General features: G+C 68.8%; 20 protein-coding genes (1 of these 20 cut by a window edge). 16 read left to right on the top strand and 4 right to left on the bottom strand.

All coding sequences use genetic code 11. From position 1 onward, the window contains the following. Window positions 1-14 precede the first annotated feature (14 nt). The 7 genes from dpgA (at window position 15) to RKD20_RS09255 (ending at window position 6,179) form a co-directional block, all read left to right on the top strand. Window positions 15-1,148, top strand: a complete 1,134-nt coding sequence (gene dpgA / locus RKD20_RS09285; protein WP_424877302.1) for a 3,5-dihydroxyphenylacetyl-CoA synthase DpgA — start codon at window positions 15-17, stop codon at window positions 1,146-1,148. Then, window positions 1,142-1,816, top strand: a complete 675-nt coding sequence (gene dpgB, locus RKD20_RS09280; protein ID WP_424877301.1) for an enoyl-CoA-hydratase DpgB — start codon at window positions 1,142-1,144, stop codon at window positions 1,814-1,816. The genes dpgA and dpgB overlap by 7 nt, the downstream gene beginning before the upstream one ends. 44 nt (window positions 1,817-1,860) lie before the next feature. Next, complete coding sequence (gene dpgC / locus RKD20_RS09275; protein ID WP_424877300.1) at window positions 1,861-3,177, top strand: (3,5-dihydroxyphenyl)acetyl-CoA 1,2-dioxygenase DpgC; 1,317 nt, start codon at window positions 1,861-1,863, stop codon at window positions 3,175-3,177. A gap of 91 nt (window positions 3,178-3,268) precedes the next feature. Then, the gene (locus tag RKD20_RS09270; protein ID WP_424877299.1) at window positions 3,269-3,568 is read left to right on the top strand and encodes an MbtH family protein; all 300 of its coding nucleotides are present in this window, start codon (window positions 3,269-3,271) and stop codon (window positions 3,566-3,568) included. An 11-nt stretch (window positions 3,569-3,579) separates the two neighbouring features. Further along, window positions 3,580-4,380, top strand: coding sequence for an alpha/beta fold hydrolase (locus RKD20_RS09265; RefSeq protein ID WP_424877298.1), 801 nt, complete (start codon window positions 3,580-3,582; stop codon window positions 4,378-4,380). A gap of 2 nt (window positions 4,381-4,382) precedes the next feature. Then, complete coding sequence (locus RKD20_RS09260) at window positions 4,383-5,411, top strand: fatty acid desaturase family protein (protein WP_424877297.1); 1,029 nt, start codon at window positions 4,383-4,385, stop codon at window positions 5,409-5,411. A gap of 51 nt (window positions 5,412-5,462) precedes the next feature. Continuing rightward, entirely contained in the window at window positions 5,463-6,179 is a 717-nt protein-coding gene (locus RKD20_RS09255; protein ID WP_424877296.1) for a B3/B4 domain-containing protein, read from the top strand. A 52-nt stretch (window positions 6,180-6,231) separates the two neighbouring features. Here the strand turns inward: RKD20_RS09255 and RKD20_RS09250 are convergent, their stop codons facing one another. Further along, a complete protein-coding gene (locus RKD20_RS09250; RefSeq protein WP_424877295.1) occupies window positions 6,232-6,927 on the bottom strand; it encodes a response regulator in 696 nt (231 codons plus the stop codon). Further along, complete coding sequence (locus tag RKD20_RS09245) at window positions 6,924-8,162, bottom strand: sensor histidine kinase (protein ID WP_424877294.1); 1,239 nt, start codon at window positions 8,160-8,162, stop codon at window positions 6,924-6,926. The genes RKD20_RS09250 and RKD20_RS09245 overlap by 4 nt, the downstream gene beginning before the upstream one ends. A 215-nt stretch (window positions 8,163-8,377) precedes the next feature. Between RKD20_RS09245 and RKD20_RS09240 the strand changes: the two genes are divergently transcribed. Then, the gene (locus tag RKD20_RS09240) at window positions 8,378-9,418 is read left to right on the top strand and encodes a pyridoxal-phosphate dependent enzyme (RefSeq protein WP_424877293.1); all 1,041 of its coding nucleotides are present in this window, start codon (window positions 8,378-8,380) and stop codon (window positions 9,416-9,418) included. Between the two features lie 45 nt (window positions 9,419-9,463). Then, the gene (locus RKD20_RS09235) at window positions 9,464-10,699 is read left to right on the top strand and encodes a cytochrome P450 (RefSeq protein ID WP_424877292.1); all 1,236 of its coding nucleotides are present in this window, start codon (window positions 9,464-9,466) and stop codon (window positions 10,697-10,699) included. A gap of 36 nt (window positions 10,700-10,735) precedes the next feature. Here the strand turns inward: RKD20_RS09235 and RKD20_RS09230 are convergent, their stop codons facing one another. Further along, the gene (locus tag RKD20_RS09230) at window positions 10,736-11,974 is read right to left on the bottom strand and encodes a cytochrome P450 (RefSeq protein WP_424877291.1); all 1,239 of its coding nucleotides are present in this window, start codon (window positions 11,972-11,974) and stop codon (window positions 10,736-10,738) included. A 33-nt stretch (window positions 11,975-12,007) separates the two neighbouring features. Then, window positions 12,008-13,504 (bottom strand): tryptophan 7-halogenase, encoded by a 1,497-nt coding sequence (locus tag RKD20_RS09225; protein ID WP_424877290.1) that lies wholly within the window; start codon window positions 13,502-13,504, stop codon window positions 12,008-12,010. 271 nt (window positions 13,505-13,775) lie between these two features. Between RKD20_RS09225 and RKD20_RS09220 the strand changes: the two genes are divergently transcribed. The 7 genes from RKD20_RS09220 to RKD20_RS09190 all read left to right on the top strand — a co-directional run. Beyond that, window positions 13,776-14,051: a hypothetical protein gene (locus RKD20_RS09220; protein WP_424877289.1), complete on the top strand. Its 276-nt coding sequence runs from the start codon at window positions 13,776-13,778 to the stop codon at window positions 14,049-14,051. A 42-nt stretch (window positions 14,052-14,093) separates the two neighbouring features. Continuing rightward, a complete protein-coding gene (locus RKD20_RS09215) occupies window positions 14,094-14,435 on the top strand; it encodes a hypothetical protein (protein WP_424877288.1) in 342 nt (113 codons plus the stop codon). 30 nt (window positions 14,436-14,465) lie between these two features. Continuing rightward, window positions 14,466-16,049 carry an MBL fold metallo-hydrolase gene (locus RKD20_RS09210; RefSeq protein ID WP_424877287.1) on the top strand — a complete coding sequence of 528 codons (1,584 nt, stop codon included), beginning with the start codon at window positions 14,466-14,468 and terminating at the stop codon, window positions 16,047-16,049. After that, window positions 16,037-16,348 (top strand): hypothetical protein, encoded by a 312-nt coding sequence (locus tag RKD20_RS09205; RefSeq protein WP_424877286.1) that lies wholly within the window; start codon window positions 16,037-16,039, stop codon window positions 16,346-16,348. Before RKD20_RS09210 ends, RKD20_RS09205 begins: the two co-directional genes overlap by 13 nt. Before the next feature lie 62 nt (window positions 16,349-16,410). Then, window positions 16,411-16,851 carry a flavin reductase family protein gene (locus RKD20_RS09200; protein ID WP_424877285.1) on the top strand — a complete coding sequence of 147 codons (441 nt, stop codon included), beginning with the start codon at window positions 16,411-16,413 and terminating at the stop codon, window positions 16,849-16,851. A 31-nt stretch (window positions 16,852-16,882) separates the two neighbouring features. Continuing rightward, on the top strand, window positions 16,883-18,814 hold the full coding sequence (locus tag RKD20_RS09195; protein WP_424877284.1) for an ABC transporter ATP-binding protein: 1,932 nt from the start codon (window positions 16,883-16,885) through the stop codon (window positions 18,812-18,814). Between the two features lie 28 nt (window positions 18,815-18,842). Further along, window positions 18,843-26,053: the 5' portion of an amino acid adenylation domain-containing protein gene (locus RKD20_RS09190; protein WP_424877283.1), read on the top strand. The gene runs 5,596 nt beyond the window's last position; 7,211 of the gene's 12,807 nt are visible here — the first part of the coding sequence; the start codon lies at window positions 18,843-18,845; its stop codon lies off the right edge, out of view.

Genomic DNA, 26,053 nt, shown 5'->3' with positions numbered 1-26,053 from the left:
GGGTGGACATACCGATGACCATATGCGTGGACCTCGCGAGTTCCGGCGTCCGGAATCCAGGGACGACCGGTATCCCGGCGATCGCCGGTATCGGGACCGCCGTGGCCGGGGAGGCGTATTCCCAGGAAGAAGTGCTGGAGGTATTCGGCATCGACGACACCAAGGTCCGGTCCGTCTTCCTGAACAGCGCCATCAAGCGGCGTTACCTGACGCTGCCGGCACCCAGGGACGATCGTGCCCGTGTCCAGGAGAGCCAGGGAGAGCTGCTCGGCAAACACAAGGCACTGGCGGTCGACATGGGAGCGCGGGCCATAGACGCGTGCCTGAAGGACATGGGGGCCGCGCTGGCCGACGTCAGACACCTGTGCTGCGTCACCTCGACGGGATTCCTCACCCCTGGCCTGAGCGCACTGCTGATCCGTGAGTTGGGCATCGCGCCGTCGTGCAGCAGGGTCGACATCGTGGGCATGGGATGCAACGCCGGACTGAACGCGCTCGGCGTGATGGCCTCATGGTCCGCGGCCCACCCCGGCGAGCCGGCCGTCATGCTGTGTGCCGAGGCTTGCTCCGCGGCCTATGTCTTCGACTCGACGATGCGGACCGCGGTCGTGAACAGCCTGTTCGGGGACGGTGCGGCCGCCATCGCGATAGTCAGCGGCGACCAGGCCGACGGCCACGCCGACGACCCCTCGGGGCCCGCCGCCGGAAGGCCGCGGCTCGTTTCGTTCGCCAGCCATGTCATCACGGACGCGCTCGAGGCCATGCGCTACGACTGGGACGGTGCTCAGGGGAAGTTCAGCTTCTTCCTGGACCCTGGCATCCCCTATGTCGTGGGAGCCCACGCCGAGCTCGTCGTCGACCGGCTCCTGTCGGGGGCCGGGTTGCGCCGCAGCGACATCAGCCACTGGCTGGTCCATTCCGGCGGCAAGAAGGTCATCGACGCGGTTCGCGTCAACCTGGGCCTGACCCGCCATGAGGTACGGCACACCACCGGCGTGCTGCGGGACTACGGAAACGTGTCGAGCGCCTCCTTCCTCTTCTCCTACCAGCGGCTGGTCCGCGAGGACGTCACCAGGCCGGGTGATTACGGCGTGCTGATGACGATGGGGCCGGGGTCGACCATCGAGACGGCGCTGGTCCAATGGTGACGCGGGAGACGGACGACCTGGTCATCCGGGTCGACGGCAGGCGCCCCCTGTCGGCAGAGCTGGTGGCGGCCTTCGAGGACCTGTGCGACCGCGTGGAGGACCGCGCTGACCCCACTACGGTCATCATGCATGCGTCAGGCGCCCCCGAGGTGCCCCCGAACGAGGACATCACCATCGCTCTGGTGAGCAAGTGGGAACGCGCGCTGCGACGCTTCGAGCGCCTCCCGGCCGCCACGGTCGCGGTCGCCTCGGACGAGTGCGGCGGGGTCGCGCTGGAGGCGGTCCTGGCCACGGACTACCGCATCGGGACGGCCTCGCTGCGGCTGCTCATGGGCAGGGGGGAGTCGGCGACCTGGCCCGGTATGGCCTTGTACCGGATCGTGCGGCAGGCGGGCTCCGCGGCGGCCCGCCGGGCGGTGCTTCTCGGCATCCCCATCATGGCCGCCGACGCGCTGGCGATGCGCCTGATCGACGAGCTGACCGTGGACACGCAGACCGCGTTGACGGCCGCGACGGAGCTGGCCGGGGCCATTCCCGGGCCAGAGCTGGCCATCAGGCGGCAGCTGATGCATGACGCCACCGCGGTCAGCTTCGAGGAAGCGCTGGGTGCGCACCTGGCGGCGTGCGATCGCGCGCTGCGGCTCGCCTCTGCCGAGACCGGCCGATGACCGGGCCGGTGGCTGCGTCGGCAGTGCGCGAGGATCCAGCGGCCGTGGACGCGGAAGACCTCTCCTCCGCCCGGCGGGCGCTGGCCGCAGCGGCTCGCCGCAGTGGCGACGTACTCGGGGCCCTGCCCGCGCCCGGCGGGCGGTCGCCGGAGCAGCGGGCCACCGCGGCCGCCGCCAAGGACACCGCTCGTGCGCTGCGCTGCCGGTTCATGGACGTCCATGCCGAGGCGGTCTATGACGAGCTCACCGATGGCCGCACGCGTCACCTCCGCCTGGCGGAACTCGCGGAGGCCGCCGCAGGTGCCTTCCCCGGGCTGGTGCCCACCGCTGACCAGCTCGCCGCCGAGCGGCTCCGGCCGCAGGCCGGCAAGGAGGGGCACGAGATCGACCAGGGCATCTTCTTCAGCCGGGTGCTGCGCGCGCCGGTGGCAGGCCCTCACCTGCTCGCCTCCATGCTGCGTCCGACGCCTCGTGCCCTGCGGCTGCTTCCGGAGTTCCTGCGGACCGGCAGTGCCGATCTGGGATCGGTGCGGCTGCAGCGCACCGGAGGGGTGGCACGGCTGACGATGTGCCGGGACGACTGCCTGAATGCGGAAGACGACCGCCAGGTCGACGACATGGAGACGGCGGTGGATCTCGCGCTGCTCGACCCCGCCGTGCGCGTCGGTCTGCTGCGTGGTGGAGAGATGACCCATCCGCGGTATCGGGGCAGGCGGGTGTTCAGCGCGGGGATCAACCTCAAGGCGCTGCACGTCGGTGGCATCTCGCTGGTGGACTTCCTGCTTCGGCGGGAGCTCGGCTACATCCACAAGCTGCTCCGCGGAGTCCTGGCCGCCGATCACGCGTGCTGGCACTCGCCGGCGATCGAGAAGCCCTGGGTCGCCGTGGTGGACGGCTTCGCCATCGGCGGAGGCGCGCAGCTGCTGCTCGTCTTCGATCAGGTGCTCGCCGCCGCCGACGCCTACCTCAGCCTTCCCGCGGCCGACGAGGGCATCATCCCCGGTGCCGCCAACTTCCGGTTGACCCGGCGGGCCGGCCCGCGGCTGTCCCGGCAGGTCATCCTGACCGGCCGCAGGATCCAGGCGAGTGAGCCGGACGCCCGGCTGCTGGTCGACCAGATCGCGGAATCCGAAGAACTGGACGCGGTCACCGAAAGGTGCCTCGCCCGTTTGCAGAGCCCCGCAGTGGTGGCCAACCGGCGGATGCAGATCTTTGCCGAGGAAACCCCCGAGGAATTTCTCCGGTACATGGCGGAATTCTCGCTGCAGCAGGCGCTGCGGCTCTACAGCGATGACGTGGTGGCCAAAGCAGGTCGCTTTCACGCGAAAAAGCAAGCGGCTCGGAACCCTGACGGCGGCTGACCGGCGGGCACCGCATGGCCGGACTGCCTACGGGAGGAGGCGCGCCTCGTGAAGGGCGAGTCCGGGCCGTTCAACCGAACCAGTTCCGCAGTTGAACGGCACGGCATTGAATAAATACGCCATGAATTGCGATAGTGGAGAAGTCCTGACCCGGGAGCGGGAGGTTGCCATGCGAACCGTGAGTTTTGATTTTGATTCACCGGAAGCGCGATTCAAGGTACTCATCAACCACGAGGAGCAGTACTCACTGTGGCCGGCTGATCTCGAGGTGCCGGGAGGCTGGACGGAGACCGGGGTTTGCGCCTCGAAGGAAGAGTGCGACAAATACCTGGAATCGACGTGGACCGACATGCGACCCAAGAGCCTGCGCATCGCGCTCGACGGCGAGTAGTCCGCACTGTCATGCCGTATGTTTTCACCAACGGTATCCGAATTGCCTATGATCGGTTCGGCCGGGGCGAGCGCGTCCTGATGATCATGGGGTCCGCGGCGGCCGGCCGGGTCTGGACCATGCATCAGACGCCCGCTCTGGGCGAGGCCGGGTACCAGGCGATCACGTTCGACAACCGGGGCATACCGCCCTCGGACGTCCCAGCTGGAAAGTACTCACTGGCCGACATGGTCGCCGATACCAGGGGAGTGATCGAGGCGCTGGCCCTGGCGCCGTGCCGGATCGTCGGGGCCTCGCTGGGCGCGCTGATCGCTCAGGAACTGATGATCAGTTCCCCTCAACTGGTCCGGTGCGCTGTGCTCATCGCGACGAAGGCGCGCTCGGACGCGTTCCGGAACGCCCAGTCCAAGGCGGAGCAGGCCTTGGCGGAAAGCGGCATCACGCTTCCGTCCGACTACCATGCCGCGATGGCGGCCATGCAGGCGCTGTCGCCCGCGACGCTGAACGACGACGGGACCATCCCCCTGTGGCTCGACACGTTCCGGTTCTCGCCGAGCGGCGACGTGGGCGGCGGCCAGGTCTGGATCGACACCAACCAGGACCGCAGGAGCGCGCTCCGGGACGTGGCCGTACCCTGCCGGGTGATCGCCTTCGAGCATGACCTCATCACCCCGCCGCACCTGGCCGCGGAGGTTGCCGACGCCATACCGGACTGCGACTTCGTGGAGATCCCGGCGTGCGGTCACTTCGGGTATCTGGAACATCCGGACGAGGTCAATGCGGCGATCATCGAATTCCTGGACAAGAGCTGACGATGTCCAGCGCAGCCGGTGAACACTCCAGCCCGGCCATGGGGTCGTGGCCCGGGCACGCTGCCGACCGTCCCTTCCAACGGGGATACACCACACCGCCGCAGGAGCGCCGAGCCGTCGCCGACGCTCACTCGACCAAGCTGTGGCTGTCCACCCTGCTGGCGACGGTGGACCAGGCCGTCATCGTCATGATCGTCATAGGCTGTGCCTGGCCGGTCCTCTGGACCGGTTGGCACATCGTGGTCGGGCTGACCGTGGCCGGATTCGGCGTAGTACTGCTGGGGCGGCAGTTCCGGGCTCTGGAGTGCATGGCTCACGAGGCATCCCACTACAACTGGACCCGTGCCAACCGCCGCCTCAATGATCAGCTGGCCACCGTGCTCTCCTGTGTTCCGACCGGGTCGCGGCTTGACGTCTATCGCGCGTCGCACCTTCGGCACCACAGACGCTTCGGGACCCGGGACGACCCTGATCTGGCCAACTACCGGCAGTTCGGACTGGAGGAGCTGGACCGGTCGGGCATCCTGTCGTTCGCGCTGGACTCGCTCAGCCGGATGCCGGCCTACCGACGCCGGTGGAAGGAGACCTCAGGAGGGCTCGGCAGGCTTCCCGCCATGCCGTTCCTCTGGGCCGTCGTGCTGGCGATCGTCCCGGCGGGGATCGTCTGGGGGAGTTGGTCGGCCGCCTTCGCCGCGACGGGTGTCTGGCTCCTCGGTTACGGCGTCCTGCTGCCTGTCGTGCGTTTTCTCGGGGAGTGCAACGAGCACATCTACACCGGCTCGCAGACCGTGTTCGATTCGACGATCTCCAACCTGGGGCTGATGTCACGCCTCTTCATTCACCCGCACGGCGACGGGTACCACACGGTGCACCACCTGTGGCCGGGTGTTCCACACCATCGGATCCGGAACCTGCACCGGAGGCTGGTGGTGAATGATCCGGAGGGTTACACGGCGCGGTTGCGCCACCGGACGCGGTTCCTTTCCTCGCCTGTCCGGGGACTTCGGCCGGAGGGACGCGCGGGCCGCTAGAATCACCGGCTGCAGTCGTGCCCCATCTCGATCCCGGAGGACGGTACAGCAGTGGCGAAGGTGATCCTCGCGCCGGAAGTGTCCGAGGCGTTCCCCGAGACCGAGATCCGGCTCATCTCCGCAAGAGGGCTGGAAAACTCGTCCCCCTGGCCCGAGTCCGTGGACATTCGGACGGAAGCGGCGGAGGCGGTCGCGAATGGCCGTGCCGAAGCCTTCGACGAGGAAAGCGATCACATCGCGTCATGGCATGCGGCCTACCGCGCATTCGGAACGAACCCCCGCCGATTTCGGCCCAGCGTGGACGCCCTGCTGCGAAGGGCCCGCAAGTCAGGTGCCCTCCCCTCGATCAGCCCGGCTGTCGACGCCTACAACGCGGTGTCCGTGCTCTGGGGCCTGCCTGCCGGCGCTTTCGACCTCGATCGGGTCGCGGGCGACATTGTGATTCGCCATGCCCGCGACGCTGAGCTGTTCGAGCCGCTCGGTGCGCCGGGGGAGTGGGAGAACGTGCGCGCCGGTGAGGTGGTGTACGCGGATGAGGAAGCGGTTCTGACGCGGCACTGGAATCACCGTGACTGCCACAGGACGATGCTGCGGCCCGACAGCCGGAACGCGCTGTTCATGCTGGAGCGCGTCAGCGGCAAGGTGCCGCTGGACGAGCTCGACCAGGCGGCGGAACGCCTCGCCGGCCTCGTCGCCGCTCACGCGCAGCACGTCGGGACCCATCTGCTCAACCGGGGCTCCGCCGAGGTGGCGCTGCCCGTGGCATGACCGCGTGTTCCGGGCGTCCCGGAGCTGGACACCGGTCCGCCAAGGACTGCGGTCACATGCGTGGTTCCCGGGCCTGCGGGACGATCAGCCCCGTCTCGTAGGCGATGATGACGGCCTGCGTCCGGTCACGCAGCTGCAGTTTGGCCAGAATCCGGCTCACGTGTGTCTTCACGGTCTCCTCGGTGATGATGAGGCGACCGGCGATCTCCGCGTTGGACAAGCCCCGTGCCAGCAGCCGCAGGACCTCGGTCTCGCGCGCTGTGAGTGTGTCGAGCTCAGGAGCGGGCTTGTCCTGCGCCTGCGGGCGGAGCCGGGTGAATTCCGCGATGAGGCGGCGGGTCACGTTCGGCGCGAGGAGCGCGTCGCCACTCGCGACGACCCGCACGGCTTCGAAGAGGGTCTCGGCGGTGACGTCCTTGAGCAGGAAGCCGCCGGCGCCGGCGCAGAGCGCGTCGTAGACGTAGTGGTCCAAGTCGAACGTCGTCAGGATGAGGACGCGTGTGCCGCCCGGGTGGGCGCCGGTCAGCTGCCGAGTGGCGGTGATGCCGTCCATGCCGGGCATGCGCACGTCCATCAGCACGACGTCGGGGGACAGATCCGAGCACATCCCGAGCGCCTGCGACCCGTCGGACGCGGTACCGACCACCGTGAAGTCGGGCTGAGTGTCCAGCAGCGCGGCGAATCCGGTGCGGACTACGAGATGATCGTCGGCCACGACGATACGGATCTGTGGTGGCGAACCGCTCACCGGATGCTCCCTGTCTCGACGTTCACTGTGTCCACCGCCCTGAGCGGGGACTGTTCCACCGTGGCCGGCAGCGCAGCCTCGATCAGGAAACCGCCGCTCGGTGCGGGCCCGGAGCTCAACCGACCGCCGACCGCGGCGGCGCGCTCGCGCATCCCCAGCAGTCCGTGTCCCGCTCCGGAGGGCGCCGCGGGCGGCCCTGGTCCGTTGTCGCGAATCCGCAGGAGCAGCGCCTCCTGGGCATAGACCAGCTCGACATCGACCGCGGCACCGGGCGCATGCCGCCGCGCGTTGGTCAATGCTTCCTGGACGATGCGGTAGGCGGCCAGTTCGATGCCGGAGTCGAGCGTCACCGGCCGGCCCCGCATGATCAGCCGTGTCCCCGCGCTGTTGGTGTCGCGTACGCCGTCGAGCAGTTCGTTGAGCTGGCTCAGGCTGGGTTGCGGGCGGCGGTCCTCGGTGTCCTCTATCTCGGTGTCCTCGCGGAGCACACCGAGCAGCCGCCGCATCTCGGTCAGCGCGGCCCGCGCGGCATCGCCGATCTCGGACAGGCGCTGCGCCCCGGCGGCCGGCATGCCGGGTGTGGTCAGCCGGGCCGTCTCCGCCTGCACCGCGATCACGGAGACATGGTGCGCGACCACGTCGTGCAGCTCGCGCGCGATGCGTGCCCGCTCGCCGCGGGCCGTGTGCTCCATCAGACGGCCCATGATGGCCTGCCGCGCCGCCCCGTGCCGTTCGGCGTCGACCTGTGCGCGCTGGGTGGAACCTGCCCAGGCCGCGGCCGGCGCGAGCGAGGCCAGCACAACGGTGAGGATCCCGACCCCACGCTCCGGGCGGCTGAGCAGCGCCAAAGAGAGGAAAGAGGCGACCGCGACCGGCGTGAGCATCAGGGCACCACCGTGCCGTGGACCCGTCCGGCCGAGCCGGTGGAAGACGACGAGGGTGGCACAGAGAACCGCCACGGCCAGGTCACGGAAGCCCGCCAGCGACAGGACGGCGACAGCGGAGATGCTCGCCGCGGCCGCGGCTGGGGGCAGGAAGGCCAGTGGCAGTGTGCCGGCGAGCCCGAGGAGGCAGAACACCAGAGCGTTCGACAGGCTCCAGCCGGAGATCGCGGCTCGCCCGACGGACTCGGCGATCGCCGCCCCTCCCAGCAGCACGCCTGGCACGATCGGGGGCTGCGGACCCGCCCCGGTCTGCCGCTCCTTTCCCGCCGTGCCCCCACTCGTCAGGCCCATGCCGACATTGTGCCGGTTCCGGCAGCCGGGCGTGCCCTTTTGACCGAGAGCCGCCCGTCACCGGTCCGCGGCGGCTCCGGACCGGGCGACCGGGGAAGGCGGAGGGGATGGACCGAGTGACGAGGTAGCTCCCTAATCAGTCATGCCCTAGGTTTATTCGCAGGGTTAGAGCCGGTTATTGCGGGTGCTCGTCATTTTCGTCAGGAGGCTGGACCGTGGACCGGACTTCGACGCGTGCTGTCGCCTCCTTTCTCCGGAACAATCTCCGGCCTACACCCACGGTGACCGCAGTCTTTGAATACCGCGAGATGCGCTGCAGGTTTCTGCTCAAGCTCGAAGGTGAAAATATCACCGGCTCGATCAAGGATCGCACGGCAAGCGGCCTGATCCTCATGCTCGAGCGCGAAAGACCACTGACTCCGGGAAGTGTCGTCATCGAATCGACATCGGGCAACCTGGGCATAGCCATGGCGTCACTGCTGCGGCAGATCGACTGCCGGTGCATCGCGGTCATCGACCCGAGGACACCGGCTGCGACCCGCGTGCGGCTGAACCGGTGGGGAGCCGAGACCGTACTCATCGACGAGCCGGACCGGTACGGCGGGTACCTGGTCAGCCGCTTACGCGAGGTGGCCCGCCTGCTTGACCGCAATCCCGACTACCGGTGGCCCGACCAGTATCGGAATCATGCCAATCCCCGGATTCACGAGCTCACGACAGGCCGGGAAATCGCCGAGCAGGGCGGCCTCGCCTGTGACGGTGTCTACATCGCCGTCTCGACCGGAGGCACGCTCGCCGGTGTCTCGGCGTACCTGCGCCGCCATCGCCCCGACATGCACATCGTGGCGGTCGACGCGGTGGGGTCCCAGGCGATCAGCGACAGCGTGGGGCGGCGCCTCGTGCCAGGCATCGGGTCCAGTCTGCGTTCGAGCTTCCTCGACGAGACCTGCTACGACGATTTCGTGTCGACCGGCGCGGCGGAGTCCTTCGCCATGTGCAGGGTCCTGAGGGACGACCTGAAGATCACTGTGGGCGGTTCGAGCGGCAGCGTGATCTACGCGATGGTCACGGGGGCCGGCCGGCGGGAGACCTCGCTTCCGATGTGCCTGTGCCCCGACGACGGCACCAAGTATCTGGACACCTTCTACTCCGATAGCTGGCTGGCGGACATCGGGCTGCTCGACGAAACAACGGCGGTGATCGACCGGCTCCGCTCCGAGGGGCTGCGTTTCGGACTGGAAGGATCCTCGACCTGATTCGTCATCGGTGAGACACGCGTGCGAAGGAGACGACGGAAAACCATGGCCCCATCCTCGGTCGTAGTGCCGAATCTCGTGGACCCGAAGAGTTACCTCGATCATGACATGCCCGAGGTGTGGCGGGTTCTGCGTGCCCAGGACCCTGTTCACCGGCACCCGGAGACGTCCGAGGGACCCGGATTCTGGGTGGTCAGCAGATATGAGGACATCGCGCGCGTGCTTCGGGATGACGGAAATTTCACGTCCGAGAAGGGCAATGTCCTGGCGACCATGCTCAAGGGCGGGGACATGGGCGCCCGCAGCATGCTGGCGGTCAGTGACGGAAATTATCACACGAGCCTGCGTAAGCTCCTGCTCGAGGCGTTCTCCCCGCGCGCCGTCGCGGGGGTCGAACGTCATGTGCGCCGGATCGCGAGGCAACTGATGGTCGAAGCCATCGAGAAGGGGGAATGTGACTTCGCACGCGATATCGCGTCCGCCATACCCCTGGAGACGATATGCGGCCTCCTTGATATTCCCCGAGGAGACCGGCAGGAAGTTGCCAAACTAACCAAGTCCGCGCTGGCGTCGGATTATGAGAATCCCGAAGCCCATGCCGACGTGGCCGCTCGCAGCGCCCTCGTGGTGTATTTCCAGAATCTCGTGGCGGAACGCCGCAAAACCCCGGGAGCCGATCCCATCAGCCTGATGGCGACCGCGCAGGTGGACGGCAGGCGCCTCACAGACCTCGACATCGTCCTCAACTGCTACAGCCTGATCATGGGCGGGGACGAGACCAGCAGACTGGCCATGATCGGTGCCGTTCGGGCCTTCGTCCAGAACCCCGATCAGTGGAGGGCGTTCAAGGCCCGCGATGCGTCGGTCGAGGTGGCGGGAGAGGAGGTACTGCGCTGGACCACGCCGGCAATGCACTTCGGACGCACCGCCACCGCGGATGTGAGCCTGCGGGATCGCACGATCAGAGCGGGCGACCTCGTCACCTTGTGGCTGATCTCCGGCAACCGTGATGAGGCGGTGTTCCAGGATCCCGAACGATTCGACATCACCCGCTCGCCGAACAGGCACCTGGCGCTGGGCCACGGGCGGCACTTCTGCTTGGGCGCCTACCTGGGGAGGATCGAGATCCGCGCCATGCTGGACGGCCTGCGGGCCTTCGTCGGCGGGATCCGGCAGGCCGGGCCGGAACGCTGGATCTACTCGAACTTCCTCACCGGCATGAGCAGCCTCCCGGTGGTTCTGGAAAGGGATCCGGCACCCGCCGTGGGCTGGGAGGAGTAGTCGTGGAGAGCGGACCGTGCGGCGTCGGTGCGAGGGCTAGCCGCGGAACTTGGCCCTCAGGCGCAGGCTGACCACACCGGCTATCTCGTTGGAGGCGAGGTGGACGGGCTCGTCGGCGAGTTCGAAGGACTCGACGGCGGCGCACAGCTCCGCGAAGGAGCTTCGCAGCATCAGCCGGGCCAGATGGCGGCCCAGGCAGGTGTGCGGACCGGCCCCGAACACGATGTGCCGGTTCGGCGTGCGTGCGAAGTCAAGGCCGTACGGCCGCTCGAACGTGGTCTCGTCCCGGTTGGCGGATGCAATCCACGCGGTGACGGCCTCGCCGGCGGCGATCTTCTGGCCGACGATCATGGTGTCGTGGCGAGCGCGCCGCATGAAGTGGGTCACCGGAGAGGCCCAGCGCAACGCCTCCTCGACGGCCGGCTGCGTCGGCATGGCATCCGGCCAGAACCCTTCCCCGCCGTGCTTCTCCGTCAGCGCGATGATCGTCGCGTTGATGACATGGGAGGTGGTGACCACCGCACCCAGGAGCAGGCTGAGGCAGTTGTACAGCAGCTCCTCGTCGGTCAGACGCCGCCCGGCCACCTCGATCGACATCAGGTAGCTGGTGAGGTCATCGGTGGGATTCCTGCGCCGGTCCCCGATGCATCTCGCGAAGTAGCCCATGATCTCGTAGTGGGCCGAACCAGCGGTGGGCTTCGCGGCACCATGCGTGCTGTAGCGGGGATCATGCGGTGCGAGGGAGGCGTACGCCAGCCGGAGCAGCGGGTCGATGTCCTCTTCCGGCAAGCCCATCATCATGGCGCACAGGGCCATCGGCAGCCGGACGAACGACGACGCCACGTCCCACACCTCGCCGTCACGCGCCGGCTCCATGGACTCCTTGACGAACCTCTGCACGAATTCGGTGTACGCGGGCACGGCGCGTGCGGAAAACGGCTTGCCGACCTGCTCACGGTACTTCCGGTGCCGGGGCGGGTCGGTCGACTGCATCATGAGGCCGGCGGCGGGGTCCGGCGCGTCGAGCATTGCGATGGCGGTCCCGCCCTCGGAACTGAACGTCTCGTGATCACTGAGTACTCGGCGGACATCGGCCCGCCGGGTCACGGCCCAGAAACCGTGGCCGTCTCCCCGGTTCTGCCAGAACACCGGGCACTCGGCCCGGAGCGTCTGCCATACGAGGTGGGCGTCACCGTCGGTGTAGAGATCCGTGTCCGTCAGATCGATCTGCTCGAGCGGGACACGCGCATCTGCGGCTGGCCTGGTTATCCTCACGCGAATCCTTCCGGTACCGGTCGCCTCCGCGGGTCAGGCGGAAGGTGACCAGCTCAGGCCGTCGGGAGAGGCGATCAGGCCGCCCTCGAAGAGCGGGCTCTCGGGGCCGATGTCCGACCCGAGCTGCGCCCGGATCTGTTCGTTGGCTCCCTGCTGCATGGCGTCCCTGACCACCTGGGCCCGCATCAGCGGCAGGATGCTCGGTTCCTCGTTGCCGGCGAGCTCGTCCACCGCCGCCGCGAACTCGCTGGACTGGCTCTCGTAGCGCTGTGCCAGCGCCTGGTCCGTCGCCAGGGCGGCCTCGCCCGAGGACACCCCGCCTACCAGGGTGACGAACGATTCCAGCGCGGAACTGGTGCTGTCGGTGACCTTCTTGGCAGACCAGAAGTAGGACGCCTCGTCGACGTGCAGGTTGTAGAAGGACACGAGGAAGTCATGGAACGCGCTGTACTCGCGGCGGTACCGCCTCTCGAACTCACGGAAGGCGGTGTCCTCGTCGACCGTCTGGGCGAGCACGCTGTTGATGGAGCGTGCGGCGAGAAGCGCGCCGTAGGTGGCCAGGTGCACCCCGGACGAGAAGATGGGGTCGATGAAGCACGCCGCGTCGCCGACGAGTGCCATGCCGGGGCGCCAGAACTTCGTGTTCGCGTAGGAGTAGTCCTTGCGGACCCGCAGCTGCCCGTACTGGCCTTCGGTGACCCGCGTGGCGTTCTGGAGGTACTCGGCGATCAATGGGCATTCGGCGATGAGTGAGGTGAGCGCTGCTTCTGGATCGCCCTGGATCTTGTCGGCGAGTTCCCGCTGCACGACGGCGCCGACGCTGGTGAGAGTGGAGCTCAGCGGGATGTACCAGAACCATCCGCCGGTGAAGGCGGCGCAGAGGATGTTCCCCGAGTGGGGCTCGGGCAGGCGCTTGCCGCCTTCGAAGTAGCCGAAGAGCGCGAGGCTTCGGAAGAACTCCGAGTACTCCCGGGCCGCCCCGACCCGCTGATGGATGCGGCTCTTGTTGCCCGAGGCGTCCACCACGTACTTCGCGAGAATCGTTCGCTGGGCGCCTTCGGCGTCGGTGCAGGTCACCCCACCGACCCGGCCGTGGCGGTCGATGACGTCGACGACAGCGTGCTGCTCGCGCACGTCCACGCCCATGTGCCGTGCGTGGTCGAGCAGGATCTGGTCGAATCTGCTCCGCTCGACCTGGTAGGCATGGGAAGTCTCACTGGTTATTCTTGGCGACGCCGAGAAGGAGAAAGTCCACGGTTCGGGGTTCGCGCCCCAGCGCATTGTGCCGCCGTGTTTCTTGGTGAACCCGGCTTTGGCGAGTTCGTCGGTGACGCCGGTGAGGCGACAGATGCCGTGAACGGTGGACGGGAGCAGCGACTCGCCGATCTGCCACCGGGGGAACTTCTCTTTCTCGAGCAGGATGACTCGGTGCCCGCGCATCGCTATCAGCGTCGCCAGCGTGGATCCGCCTGGTCCGCCGCCGACGACCACGACGTGGGCTTCTTCGCTAAGGCCCTCGGTGCTGCTCATCGACTACATCTCGCTTCCGGCAAGAGCGGTCTGGGAGTGGGCCGTGAAACGATCGCAGGCCCTGCGGTATGAGATCACTGAACTATGGCATCCGAGAACATCACTGCCAAGACACGGTGACAGAGTGTTCAACCGGTGAATCGCGCCAGTTGAACAGGTGCGGTTCCGGGATTCACGACCGACACTCTCGATGGGGAAGCGCCGTTCGTCGTAAAGTCCATCTGGCGCCGAATGATCCCTGACGAAGGCAGGAACTTCTGGAGGGTTACTGGTGAAGAAGTACTGCAAAGCCTATTCACTGGGTGAGCTGCGCAAGTTCCCCGGCTGGGCCGCCGGCGCGGCGGCAGAGGAGCACGACATCGCGGACGACCAGCCGGTCTTTCTGTGCGACGAACTCACGGTACTGATCAGCCCGGTCGGCAAGGACAAGGACAAGCGGCTGTTCTCCGACGTCACTCCCGAATGGCGGGAGTTCTGCACGGAGGTCCTGAAGTTCGAGATTCCGGAAGATCTGGCGTTCGCGTACAACGAGTCGGAACAGAGCTGACCGGGCAGTCGGCGAGGAAATCGCCGTCGGAAGGGTAGACCCATGGATGAACTGACCCAGCGCCTGTCCACCGACCAGCCGGTGGTGGTGGGTGGACCGAACTCCTCGCTGGAGGAATTCAGGACCCGGCTGGACGAGATCGGGACGGTGTTCATCAAGTTCACGGAGACACGCGGTGGCACCGATCTCGGAATTCGATTGGACCGCTCGGCATCCGACACCAGTGCGGCCGATTTCGACCAGGGCCGTGGAAGCGTGCACGTCGAGGGAACGCTCATCCTCAACGACGACCCCGTGCGCTGTATCGCCGATATCGACCTCGCCACGCTCAAGGGGACCGGACGCCTGCAGGTCGTAGAAGAAGCCGAAGTACTCGTCGACTGACCAGCACCGGACAGCTGAGGGAGAACCGAAATGGACGAGCCGATATTTCTTCGCTCGAACGCGATCATAGAACCGCTCGTTGACCGGTTCTACGCCTGGATGCACAATGTGGCCCCGGTCCAGTCGGCGATGAACCTGGCCTTCCTTCAGGTGCCGCTGCTCGAGTCGTACCTGCAGTCTCCGCAGGTGCACATCAACGCGAGTGTCAACCCCGAACTGCGGGGCGGATTCTTCGTCAACCTCCCCGAGGAGCGCAGCGGCGAAGTGCGAGAGCTGCTGGCCTCGATCAAGCGCGACCGGGCCGAGCAGCTTCGTTTCGCCGAGGCGATCGCCGAGGCCGACGAACTCGTCGGGCGGGAGGCGACCGGGTTCGACCTGACGCCGCTCTACCCGAAGCTGCCATCCGAGCTGTCCGGGCTGGTGGAGCTCGCCTACGACGTCAGCAACCAGGCGTCGATCCGGTTCCACGAACCGCTGGTGTACGAGAGCAGCTTCTATTCCGAGGACCGGCAGTCGGTGCAGCTGTCGCTCGAGACGGGGATCGAGCGGCCCTTCATCCTCAGCACGCCGCGGCTGCCGTCCCCCGGCGTGCTCGACCTGCCGATACCGTTCCGGCATTCGGGCCTCGTCGACCTGTTCCGAGCCCGGATCGAGCCGACGACACGGGCGCGCCTGCGGGAGGCGCTGGAACTCGGTGACGCCGAAGCCGACCAGCTCAACGGTCTCCTCACGGATGCGCCCGACCTGGCGAGCGACCGGCACATCGAGGGCGGCGGCCGGATCCGCTACTTCGGACACGCCTGTCTGGTCATGCAGACACCGGAGGCCGCGATCATCACGGACCCCTGGGTCAACGCCGACAGCACGGCGTCCGGCCGGTACACCTACCGGGACCTCCCCGACTACATCGACCTGGTGCTGCTCACCCACGGTCACCAGGATCACATCGTGCTGGAGACTCTGCTGCAACTGCGCGGCCGGGTCGGCGGTGTCGTCGTGCCGCGGTCGTCGCGGGGCAACATCTGCGATCCGTCGCTGGCTCTCTACCTGCAGCGCGTCGGCCTGCCCGTGATCGAGGTGGACGACTTCTCCGAGGTGGAGTTCCCCGGCGGCAAGGTGACCGCGACACCGTTCCTGGGAGAGCACGCCGACCTCGACATCCGGGCCAAGTCGACCTACCACCTCGAACTCGGTGGGCGAAGGATCTTCATCGGGGCGGACTCCTCCGGCATCGACCCCGGGCTCTACCGACACATGCGCAACCATCTGGGCCCGGTCGACGTGGCGTTCCTGGGTATGGAGTGCGCCGGCGCTCCGCTCACCTGGCTGTACCAGGCACTGCTCGTCCGGCCGGTGAGCAAGAAGATGAGCGACTCGCGGACGCTCTCGGGCTCCAACGCGGTCCAGGCCAGCGCGATCGTGTCCGAGCTGGGCGCAGGCGAGGCCTACATCTACGCCATGGGCGAGGAGCAGTGGCTCGTCGGCCATGTCATGGCGACCTCGTACAACGAGGACTCCGTCCAGCTCAAGCAGGTCGAGGAGTTCATGACCTGGTGCGCCGCCCAGGGCGTCAAGGCCGACCACCTCTACGGCCAGCACGAATGGCGCTGGTGACTGTGGCCACCCGGACCGGCAGCTGCTTCCGGGGCAGTGCGGGCAGCACGGTCCCGGAGGCGCCGTCCAGGGTGAACAGGAAGCAGGCCGGCGGCATCGACCGCAGTTTCGCCGCCGCCCGCTCCACGGAGCCGCCCCCTCTGGATGGCCACATGTTGCCGCGGTGGCCGGACGGCCGTCGGGTCAGGATCTGCGCGTGGCGCGTCGACGCCCACCGGGTTCGCGAGCAGCGGAGTGCGCTCATGGCGTCGCTGCCCGCCCACCACGTGTTCCTCCGCCGGCTGCATCGTAAGAACTGATCACGGACCCGGCCGACGGCTTCGTCCGGGGGATGCGGCGGCTGGTGAGCGGTGTGTGCGTCGTGACCACCACCACCGCCGACGGCAAACGGTGGGGGCTGACGGCCACGGCGGTCTCGTCGCTGTCGTTGTGCCCGCCTTCCCTGGTCGTCGGCGTGAACCGGCGGAGCCGGCTGGGGGAGGTGATCAAGGACGTACCCGCCTTCGCGGTCAACATCCTCGGCACGCAGCACCGCGAGGTGGCCGAGGTGTTCGCAGGACACGTGGCCGGGGTCCGCGGGACCTCCCGGTTCGACCACGGCGACTGGCGTCCGAATGCGGAAGGCGTCCCGATCCTGGGTGGCGCCCCGGCGAGTTTCCTTTGCAAGGTCGACGACATCGTCGAACGAACCACCCACCTTCTGCTGATCGGCGCCGTGACCGGCGCTCACATATCAGAAGAAGAAAGCAATCTGCTGATTTATTTTTCCCAGAATTTCTCCGCCGTCAGCCCGCAGGGCTAGTGGAGGACGGGTAGGGGACGGAGTCGGTCGCATGGCAGGCAGGACTGTTCCAGCTCCTCCGGGACTGGACGGCGGGGAAGTCGAAGATCGGCCGGGGCCCCGCCAGCGGCTCAGGCCCGGGACGATCCCGCGGATCGTCCCGTACGTGCGCCCGTACCGCTGGCCGCTGCTGTTGCTGACGATCGTCACGTTGCTGGGCGCCGGCTTCGCGGCCGTCACCCCAGTGCTGTTCGGGAAGGTCATCGACGAGGGCGTCCTGCCGCGCCGGATGGGGGTCGTCGTCGGGTTCGCCGTGGCCCTCGCCGGGCTCGCCCTGCTGAAGGCCGGAGCCGACTACGTCCGGGCCCGGCTGTCCGCCGGGATCGGGCAGAGCCTCATCTTCGACCTTCGGGCGCAGGCCTACGCGCACGTGCAGGAGCAGTCACTGGCCTTCTTCACCCGCACCCAGACCGGCGCGCTGGTGAGCCGGCTGAACACCGACGTCATAGGGGCGCAGCAGGCGGTGACGATGCTGTTGTCGCAGACTGCGGAGACCCTGCTGACTCTGGTCCTGGTGCTGGCCGCCATGTTCTACCTGTCCTGGCAGCTGGCCATAGCCGCCCTGCTGACCATCCCGTTCTTCATCTTCCCCGCGAAGATCATCGGAGGCAGGCTGGAACGGCTCACCCGGGAGACCATGCAGCTCAACGCTGAGCTGGGCTCGCTCATGAACGAGCGGTTCAACGTGGCCGGGGCGATGCTGGTCAAGCTGTACGGGCGGCGCGACCAGGAGTCCACCCTGTTCACCCGGCGTGCGCGCCGGGTCCGCGACATCGGTGTGAAGACCGACGTGACCGGTGAAACGCTCGCCCTCGTCATCGGCCTGGCCAGCACGCTCGCCCTCGCGCTGATGCTCGGTGTCGGCGGCGCTCTCGTCGTCAACAACGAGTTCCAGGTCGGCACGCTGGTCGCCATGATCACTCTGCTGACCATGTTGTACGGCCCGGTCAACCAGCTGTCCAACCTGCCGGTCAGCGTCCTGGTCGCGCTGGTGAGCTTCGACCGGGTCTTCGAGGTACTGGACCTCGAGCCGCTGGTCGCGGAGCGGCCCGAAGCCAAGGCGCTGCCCGTCGGCGCCACCGCCGACGGCCGCCGCGCGGTACCTGAGATCGAGTTCCAGGATGTGTCGTTCCGCTACCCGGACGCAGCGCAGGTCTCGCTCGCGTCGCTGGAGTCGATCTCGCTTCCCGTACCCGAGCGGAGCGACAAGGCCATGATCCTCAACGAGGTGGGCTTCCTCGCTCCGGCCGGGCGGCTCACGGCGCTGGTCGGTCCGTCGGGCGCGGGGAAGACCACCATCACCCACCTGGTGCCCAGGTTCTACGACCCTGACTCGGGAACCGTGCGGATCGGCGGGCACGACATCCGCGACCTCACGCTGACGTCGCTGCGCGACTCGATAGGCGTGGTGACGCAGGACGCCCACCTGTTCCACGACACGATCCGGGCCAACCTGCTGTACGCGCGGCCGGACGCCTCCGAACCCGAGCTGGTCGAGGCCTGCGACGCGGCCCGGATCTGGGATCTCATCGCATCTCTGCCCGACGGCCTGGACACGATGGCAGGCGATCAGGGCTACCGGATGTCCGGTGGCGAGAAGCAGCGGATCGCCCTGGCAAGGCTGCTCCTGAAGGCCCCGCCGATCGTCGTCCTGGACGAGGCGACGGCTCACCTGGACTCGGCGTCCGAAGCGGCGATCCAGAGTGCGCTCAAGACCGCGCTGGCCGACCGTACCTCGTTGGTCATCGCGCACCGGCTGTCCACCATCCGCGACGCCGACCAGATCCTGGTCGTCGACCGGGGCCGGATCGTCGAGCGCGGCACCCACGAGGTGCTGCTCGAGGCGGGCGGCCTTTACGCGGATCTGTACGACAAGCAGTTCGTCCGGCAGGCCGGCACCGGTTCCGGTCCCACGATTTCCTGAACACCACGTTCAGGCGGAGGTGTTGGCAGTGCCTTCCGAGCACCCGTCCGACGGGGAAAAGACCGATTTCATCGCAGTGCACGAGCTCGTCGCCGCCCGGGCGGCGACCCACCCGGACGCGGTGGCGGTGGTGTGCGGGCAGCGGTCGCTCACCTACGCCGGGCTGGTGGGGCGGTCGGCCCGGCTGGCCCGGCATCTGCGCGCCCTGGGCGTCGGACCGGAATCCGCGGTGGCGTTGTACCTGCCGCGCTGCGTGGAGATGGTGGTAGCCGTACTGGCGGTGTGGCAGGCCGGGGGCGCGTACCTGCCCTTGGATCCGGACTACCCGGCCGAGCGGCTCGCGTTCATGCTCGCCGACGGCGGCGCCGCCGTCCTGGTCGGGGACCGGACCGCGGGGAGCGGCCCGGGCGGCGCCGTCGCGGAAGCGATGGACGACGGCACGGCGGTGTGGCTGGACGACCCGGCCCTGCGCGCCGATCTGGCCGCGCTGCCCACCGCGCCCCCTGAACCGGTGCCCGTGGACCCGGCCGGGCTGGCCTACACGATCTACACATCGGGGTCGACCGGGACACCGAAGGGCGTCCAGGTGCCCCACGCCGGACTCGCCAACCTGGTGGCCGGTCTGGCACCCGTGCTCGGGGTGGAGCCCGGTGTGCGCATGCTGCAGTTCGCCTCGTTCAGCTTCGACGCCGCGGTGCTCGACATCGCGGCCACGCTGGCGTACGGCGGGACACTGGTCGTGGCGACCGGGCCAGAGCGGGCCGAGCCGTCCCGGCTGTCGGCGCTGCTCCGAGCCGGTGCGGTGCAGGCCGCCAGCGTGGTGCCGTCACTGCTGAGTGTGCTGTCGCCAAAGGACCTCCCCGGCCTCGGCACCGTCCTGGTGGGCGCCGAGCGGCTCACCGAACAGGTGGCGCGGGCGTGGGCGCGGAACCGCCGGCTGGTCAACACCTATGGGCCGACCGAGGCATCGGTGATGGTCACCACCGGGCAGGTCGATCCCGAGATCCGGCAGGCGCCGCCGATCGGCTCCGCCGTGTCCCACATGTCCCTGCACGTCCTGGACGAGGAACTCAGGCCGGTGCCCGCCGAGGTCACCGGGGAGCTGTTCATCGGCGGACCGCAGGTGGCGCGCGGCTACGGCCACCGCCCGGCCCTCACCGCGGAGCGGTTCGTCGCCGACCCGTTCGCGGGGGACGGGACCCGGCTCTACCGGACGGGTGACCGGGTGCGGTGGACCACGGCCGGTGACCTGGAGTTCATCGGCCGGACCGACGACCAGGTCAAGGTGCGAGGATTCCGGGTCGAGCTGGGCGAGGTGGAGGCCGCGCTGGCCGCCCACGCCGGCGTCCGTTCCGCCGTCGTGGCCCTCGCCGGGGACGGTACGCGGTCCCGGTTGGCGGCCTACCTGGTCCCGGCCGCTTCCGGCGCCGGCATCCCGGGACCCGCCGACCTGCGGGAGTACCTGCGGGGCAGGCTGCCGGACTTCATGATTCCGGCCTCGTTCACCGAGTTGGCCGCACTGCCGCTCACTCCGGCCGGCAAGATCGACCGGGCCGCCCTCCCCGACCCCGGTTCGGACCGCCCCGACCTGGACGGCCCCTTCGTCGCCCCAGCGACGCCCACCGAGGATCTGCTGGCCGAGATCCTGGCCGAGGTCCTGGGCGTGCGACCGATCGGAGCACTCGACAACTTCTTCGAACTCGGCGGACACTCCCTGCTCGCCATGCAGGTGATCTCCAGGGTGCGCGAGGCGCTCGGGGTCGAGCTGCCGCTCGCCGTCCTGTTCGACCAGGCCACGGTACGAGGCCTTGCCGCGGCCGTCGAAGGGCCCTTTGTGCGGACCCCGGCGCCGCCGGTGACACCGGTACCGCGCGACCGGACGCTGCCGCTGTCCTTCGCCCAGCAGCGGCTGTGGTTCCTCGATCAGCTCGAACCCGGGACGGCCGAGTACAACGTGCCGATGCGCATGCCGCTGACGGCGGACACCGACGTACGCGCACTGGGCGCCGCGCTGGACGCCGTGGTAGCCCGGCACGAGGCGCTGCGGACCCGGCTGGTGGCCGGCCCCGACGGGACGCCCGGTCAGGTGATCGACCCACCCGGCCCGGTACCGCTGCCGATTGCCGATGTGTCCGCGGCGGCGGAGCCGATGCGGGCGGCCGACCGGCTGGTCGCCCTGGACGCGGTCTCACCGTTCGACCTGGCCACCGGTCCGCTGATCCGGGCCTGCCTGATCCGGCTCGGCCCGGCCGGACACGTGCTGTCGCTGACCATGCACCATGTCGCCTTCGACGAATGGTCGGGCCGGATCCTCCGGCGTGAACTCTCGCTCCTCGACACCGCCTTCCGTGCGGGGAAGCCGGATCCGCTGCCGGCCCTCCCCGTGCAGTACGCCGACTTCGCTCTCTGGCAGCGGGCCTGGCTGACCGGCGACGTGCTGGATCGGCAACTGGCCTACTGGCGGGACCGGCTGGACGGGCTTCCCGTGCTGGAACTGCCCACCGACCACCCGCGTCCGCCGGTCCGTTCGTCCTCGGGAAGGGTCACCCGGTTCGCCATCCCCCATGAGACGGCACAGGGGCTGCGGAGGATCGCCCGCGAGAGCGGCGCGTCAATGTTCATGGTGCTCTTCGCCGCGTACGCCGTGCTGCTGGGGCGGTACTGCGGAACCGACGACGTAGTGGCGGGAACCCCGGTGGCGAACCGGAACCGTGCCGAGACCGAGGATCTGATCGGGTTCTTCGTGAACACGCTGGTGTTGCGTACGGATCTGTCGGGGGATCCGTCGTTCGGTGAGCTGGTGGGGCGGGTGCGGGAGGCGGCGCTGGGTGCCTTCGCCCATCAGGACCTGCCGTTCGAGCAGTTGGTGGATGCCCTGGTCACCGAGCGGGACCGGGCGCGCACCCCGCTGTTCCAGGCGTTCTTCAACTACGACGTCGAGGACCCGGGCGACGTCGGAACGGACGTGGTCGCGAAGTTCGATCTGCGGCTGATCCTGGTGGACGACGGCGTGGACCTGGCCGGGGTGGTGGAGTACAGCACCGCGTTGTTCGACGCGGCGACGATCTCCCGGCTGACCGGTCACCTCGTCACGGTTCTGGGTGCGGTGGCTGTTGATCCTGACCGGCCGTTGTCTGCTGTGTCGATGGTGGGTGCTGTTGAGCGTGTGGAGTTGTTGGAGGGGTGGAGCGGGGCTGGGGTTGGGGCTTTGGGTGGGGGTGGGGTTGCGGAGGCGGTGCTGGCGTGTGGGGGGTCGGTTCCGGATGCGGTGGCGGTGGTGGGTCCTGAGGGTTGTGTGACGTATGGGGGGTTGGTGGGGCGGGCGTCGCGGTTGGCGGCGTATTTGCGTGGTGTGGGGGTGGGTGCGGAGACCGTTGTGGGGTTGTGTCTGCCGGCGGGTGTGGAGATGGTGACGGCGGTGTTGGGGGTGTGGCTGGCGGGGGGTGCGTATCTGCCGTTGGATCCGGCGTTCCCGGTGGGGCGGTTGGCGTTCATGCTGGCTGACAGCCGTGCCGCGGTGGTGGTGGGCACGCGGGAGACGGTGGGGGATCTGCCTGCGGGGCGGTTGCGGGTGGTGTCGTTGGACGATCCGGTGGTGCGTGCGGATCTGGCCGGGTTGTCTTCGGTGCGGGTGGGGTCGGTGGTGAGGCGTCCTGGTCAGTTGGCGTATGTGGTGTATACGTCGGGTTCGTCGGGGCGGCCGAAGGGTGTGCAGGTCACGTTCGGTGGTGTGGCGGGGTATGTGGCGGGGGTGGTGGGTCGTCTGGGTGTGGGCGGTGGTGGGCGGTTCGGTGTGGTGCAGCCGTTGGTGACGGATCTGGGCAACACGATGGTGTTCGCGTCGTTGGTGTGTGGCGGTGTGTTGCATGTGCTGGATGCGGCTGTGGTGGCTGATCCGGGTGCGGTGCGCGGTTTTGTGGTGCGGTGGGGGATCGATTTCTTGAAGGTGGTGCCTTCGCATCTGGCCGCGCTGGCCGGTGCCGGTGCCGGTGCCGGTGCCGGTGCCGGTGCGGGTGCGGGTGCGGGTGGGGTGGTGGGGCTGCTGCCGGGGCGGGTGCTGGTGTTGGGGGGTGAGGCGGTTTCGCCGGGTCTGGCTGCGCGGTTGGTGGAGGTGGCGGGGGATCGGGTGGTGGTTAATCACTATGGTCCGACGGAGACGACGGTGGGTGTGCTCACTGCGCGGGTGGGTGGGGTGGAGGCGGCGGCTGGGGTGGTGCCGGTGGGTTCGCCTTTGCCGGGGACGCGGGTGTATGTGCTGGATCGTCATCTGGGCCCGGTGCCGGTGGGTGTGGCGGGGGAGTTGTATGTGGGCGGGGTGCAGGTGGCGCGTGGTTATGGGGGGCGTCCCGCGCTGACCGCGGAGCGTTTCGTCCCGGACCCGTTCGCGGGGGATGGTGGGCGGTTGTATCGCACGGGGGACCGGGTGCGGTGGCTGGCGGGTGGCCGGGTGGAGTTTTTGGGCCGGGTGGATGGTCAGGTCAAGGTGCGGGGGTTCCGGGTCGAGCCGGGTGAGGTGGAGTCGGTGCTGGCCGCGCATCCGGGGGTCGCGGCGGCTGTGGTGGTGGCGCGGGGGCAGGGTGCGGAGCGCCGGCTGGTGGCTTATGTGGTGCCGGTCGGTGGTGGTGGGGTGCTGGGTGCGGGTGAGTTGCGGGTGTTCCTGGGCGGCCGGTTGCCGGAGTTCATGGTTCCGTCGGTGTTTGTGGGGTTGGGGGCTCTGCCGCTGACGTCCAACGGGAAGGTGGATCGGGCGGCGTTGCCTGATCCGGATGTTTCCCGTTCGGATGTGGGTGTGTTTGTGGCGCCGGTGGGGGCGTCGGAGGAGTTGCTGGCGGGGATCTGGGCGCAGGTGCTGGGGTGTGGTCCGGTGGGTGCGCTGGACAATTTCTTTGAGTTGGGCGGGCATTCGTTGCTGGCTACGCAGGTGGTGTCCCGGATTCGTGAGGTGTTCGGGAGTGAGGTTGCGCTGGCGGCGTTGTTTGATCATCCGACGGTGCGGGCTTTGGCGGGGGTGGTTGAGGGGGCGGTGCCGGGTGTGGTGGTGCCGCCGGTGACGGTGGTGGGCCGGGACGAGTTGTTGCCGTTGTCGTTCGGGCAGCAGCGGTTGTGGTTCCTTGACCGGTTGGAGCCGGGTTCGGTCGAGTACAACGTGCCCTCGCCGGTGTGGTTCGAGGGTGTGGTGGATGTGGCGGCGCTGGGTGGGGCGCTGGATGCGGTGGTGGCGCGGCATGAGGTGTTGCGGACGCGTTTGGTGGCGGGTGCGGACGGAGTGGCGTGTCAGGTGATCGATCCGCCGGGGCCGGTGCCGCTGCCGGTGGTGGATGTGTCGGGTGTCGCTGATCCGTTGGGTGTGGCCCGGGATCTGGTGGAGGGCGATGCGGCGGCGCCGTTCGACCTGGCGGCCGGACCGCTGCTGCGGACGTGTCTGATCCGGTTGGCCGACACCAGGCACCTGCTGGTGTTGTCGATGCACCATGCTGTCTCCGACGAGTGGTCGGGGCGCATCCTGTTCCGAGAGTTGTCGGCTCTTTACCGGGCGTTTGCGGCCGGGCAGCCGGATCCGCTGGCGCCCCTGGCGGTGCAGTACGCCGACTACGCGGTGTGGCAGCGGTCCTGGCTGACCGGCGAGGTCCTGGATGGTCAGCTGGCCTACTGGCGGGAGAAGTTGGCCGGGGCGCCTGTGCTGGAGCTGCCCGTCGACCGGCCCCGGCCGCCGGTGCGCTCCACCGCGGGCACCGCGGCACACTTCACCATCCCGGCCGAGACCGCCGACGCGCTGCGCGAGTTGGCCCGCGCGAACGGCGCGACGATGTTCATGGTGTTGCTGGCGGCGTTCGATGTGCTGTTGGGCCGGTACTGCGGCACCGACGACGTGGCGGTCGGTACGCCGGTGGCGAACCGGAACCGCGCCGAGACGGAGGACCTGATCGGGTTCTTCGTCAACACCCTGGTCCTGCGCACCGACCTGTCCGGCGACCCTACGTTCGCCGAACTCGTGGGCCGGGTGCGGGAAACGGCACTGGGCGCCTACGCCCACCAGGATCTGCCGTTCGAGCAGCTGGTGGACGCCCTGGTCACCGAACGCGACCGCTCCCGCACCCCCCTCTTCCAGGTCTTCTTCAGCTACGCCACCCCCGACCCGGACGAGGGGGCCATTCGGCCCGGCCGGGATGTCGCACCGCGTCCGGTGGACGTGAAGTTCGATCTGGCGCTGGCGCTGGCCGATGGCGGGACGGACGTGACCGGACAGATCGACTACAGCACGGAGCTGTTCGATCCGGACACGATCGACCGGCTGGCAGGGCACATCGTCACGGTGCTGCGGGGCGTGGCAGCCGATCCGGGCCGTCCTCTTTCGCGGATACCGGTGCTGACGGCCGCCGAGCGCCGGCAGGTGACCGGAGGCTGGCACGGCGAGTCCGTGGCGGCCCCGCCCGCGGCCGGGGTGGCCGAGCTGATCGTCGCACGTGCGGCGGCACACCCGGACGCGGTCGCGGTGGTGTGCGGACCGCGGCAGGTTTCCTACGGATGCCTGGTGGACCGGGCAAGGCGGCTGGCGCGCCTGCTGGGCGCGCGAGGAGTCGGGCCGGAGTCGGTGGTGGGCCTGTGCCTGCCGCGCGGGGCGGACATGGTGACCGCGGTACTGGGGGTGTGGCTGGCGGGCGGCTCGTACCTGTCGCTGGACCCGGAGTACCCGGCGGACCGGCTTGAGTTCATGCTGACCGACGCCGACGCGGTCCTGCTGGTCGGGGACCGTTCGGCGGCGGGCGGCCCGGCCGGGGACGGCGTGCCGGCGGTGTGGCTGGACGACTCAGCGGTACGGGCGGAGCTTGCGGCGCCGCCGGGCCGATTCCAGGACGTCCGGGTGGCGCCGGACACGCTGGCGTACGTGGTCTACACATCGGGGTCGACCGGCACCCCGAAGGGCACACGCCTCACCCACGGCGGTGTGGCGAACCTCGTCGTCGCCCTCGGGCCCGCGCTGTGCGTCGCTCCTGGGACCAGGGTGCTGCAGTTCGCCTCGTTCAGCTTCGATGCCGCCGTGCTGGACCTGGCGGCGACGCTGGGACGCGGCGGCACGCTCGTGGTGGCGGCCGGAGCCGAGCGAGCCGATCCGACCCGGCTCGCCGCGATGGTGACGGCGCTGGGAGTGGAGGCGGCCAGCGTGGTGCCGTCGCTGCTGGAGGTCCTGGACCCGGCGTGGGTACCGGGCCTGGGCACGGTGTTGTCCGGGGCCGAGCG

The sequence above is a fragment of the Streptomyces sp. SLBN-8D4 genome, from assembly GCF_049739545.1.
Classification (GTDB): Bacteria; Actinomycetota; Actinomycetes; order Streptomycetales; family Streptomycetaceae; genus Streptomyces; species Streptomyces canus_C.
This window is presented reverse-complemented; position numbering and strand designations above follow the sequence as displayed.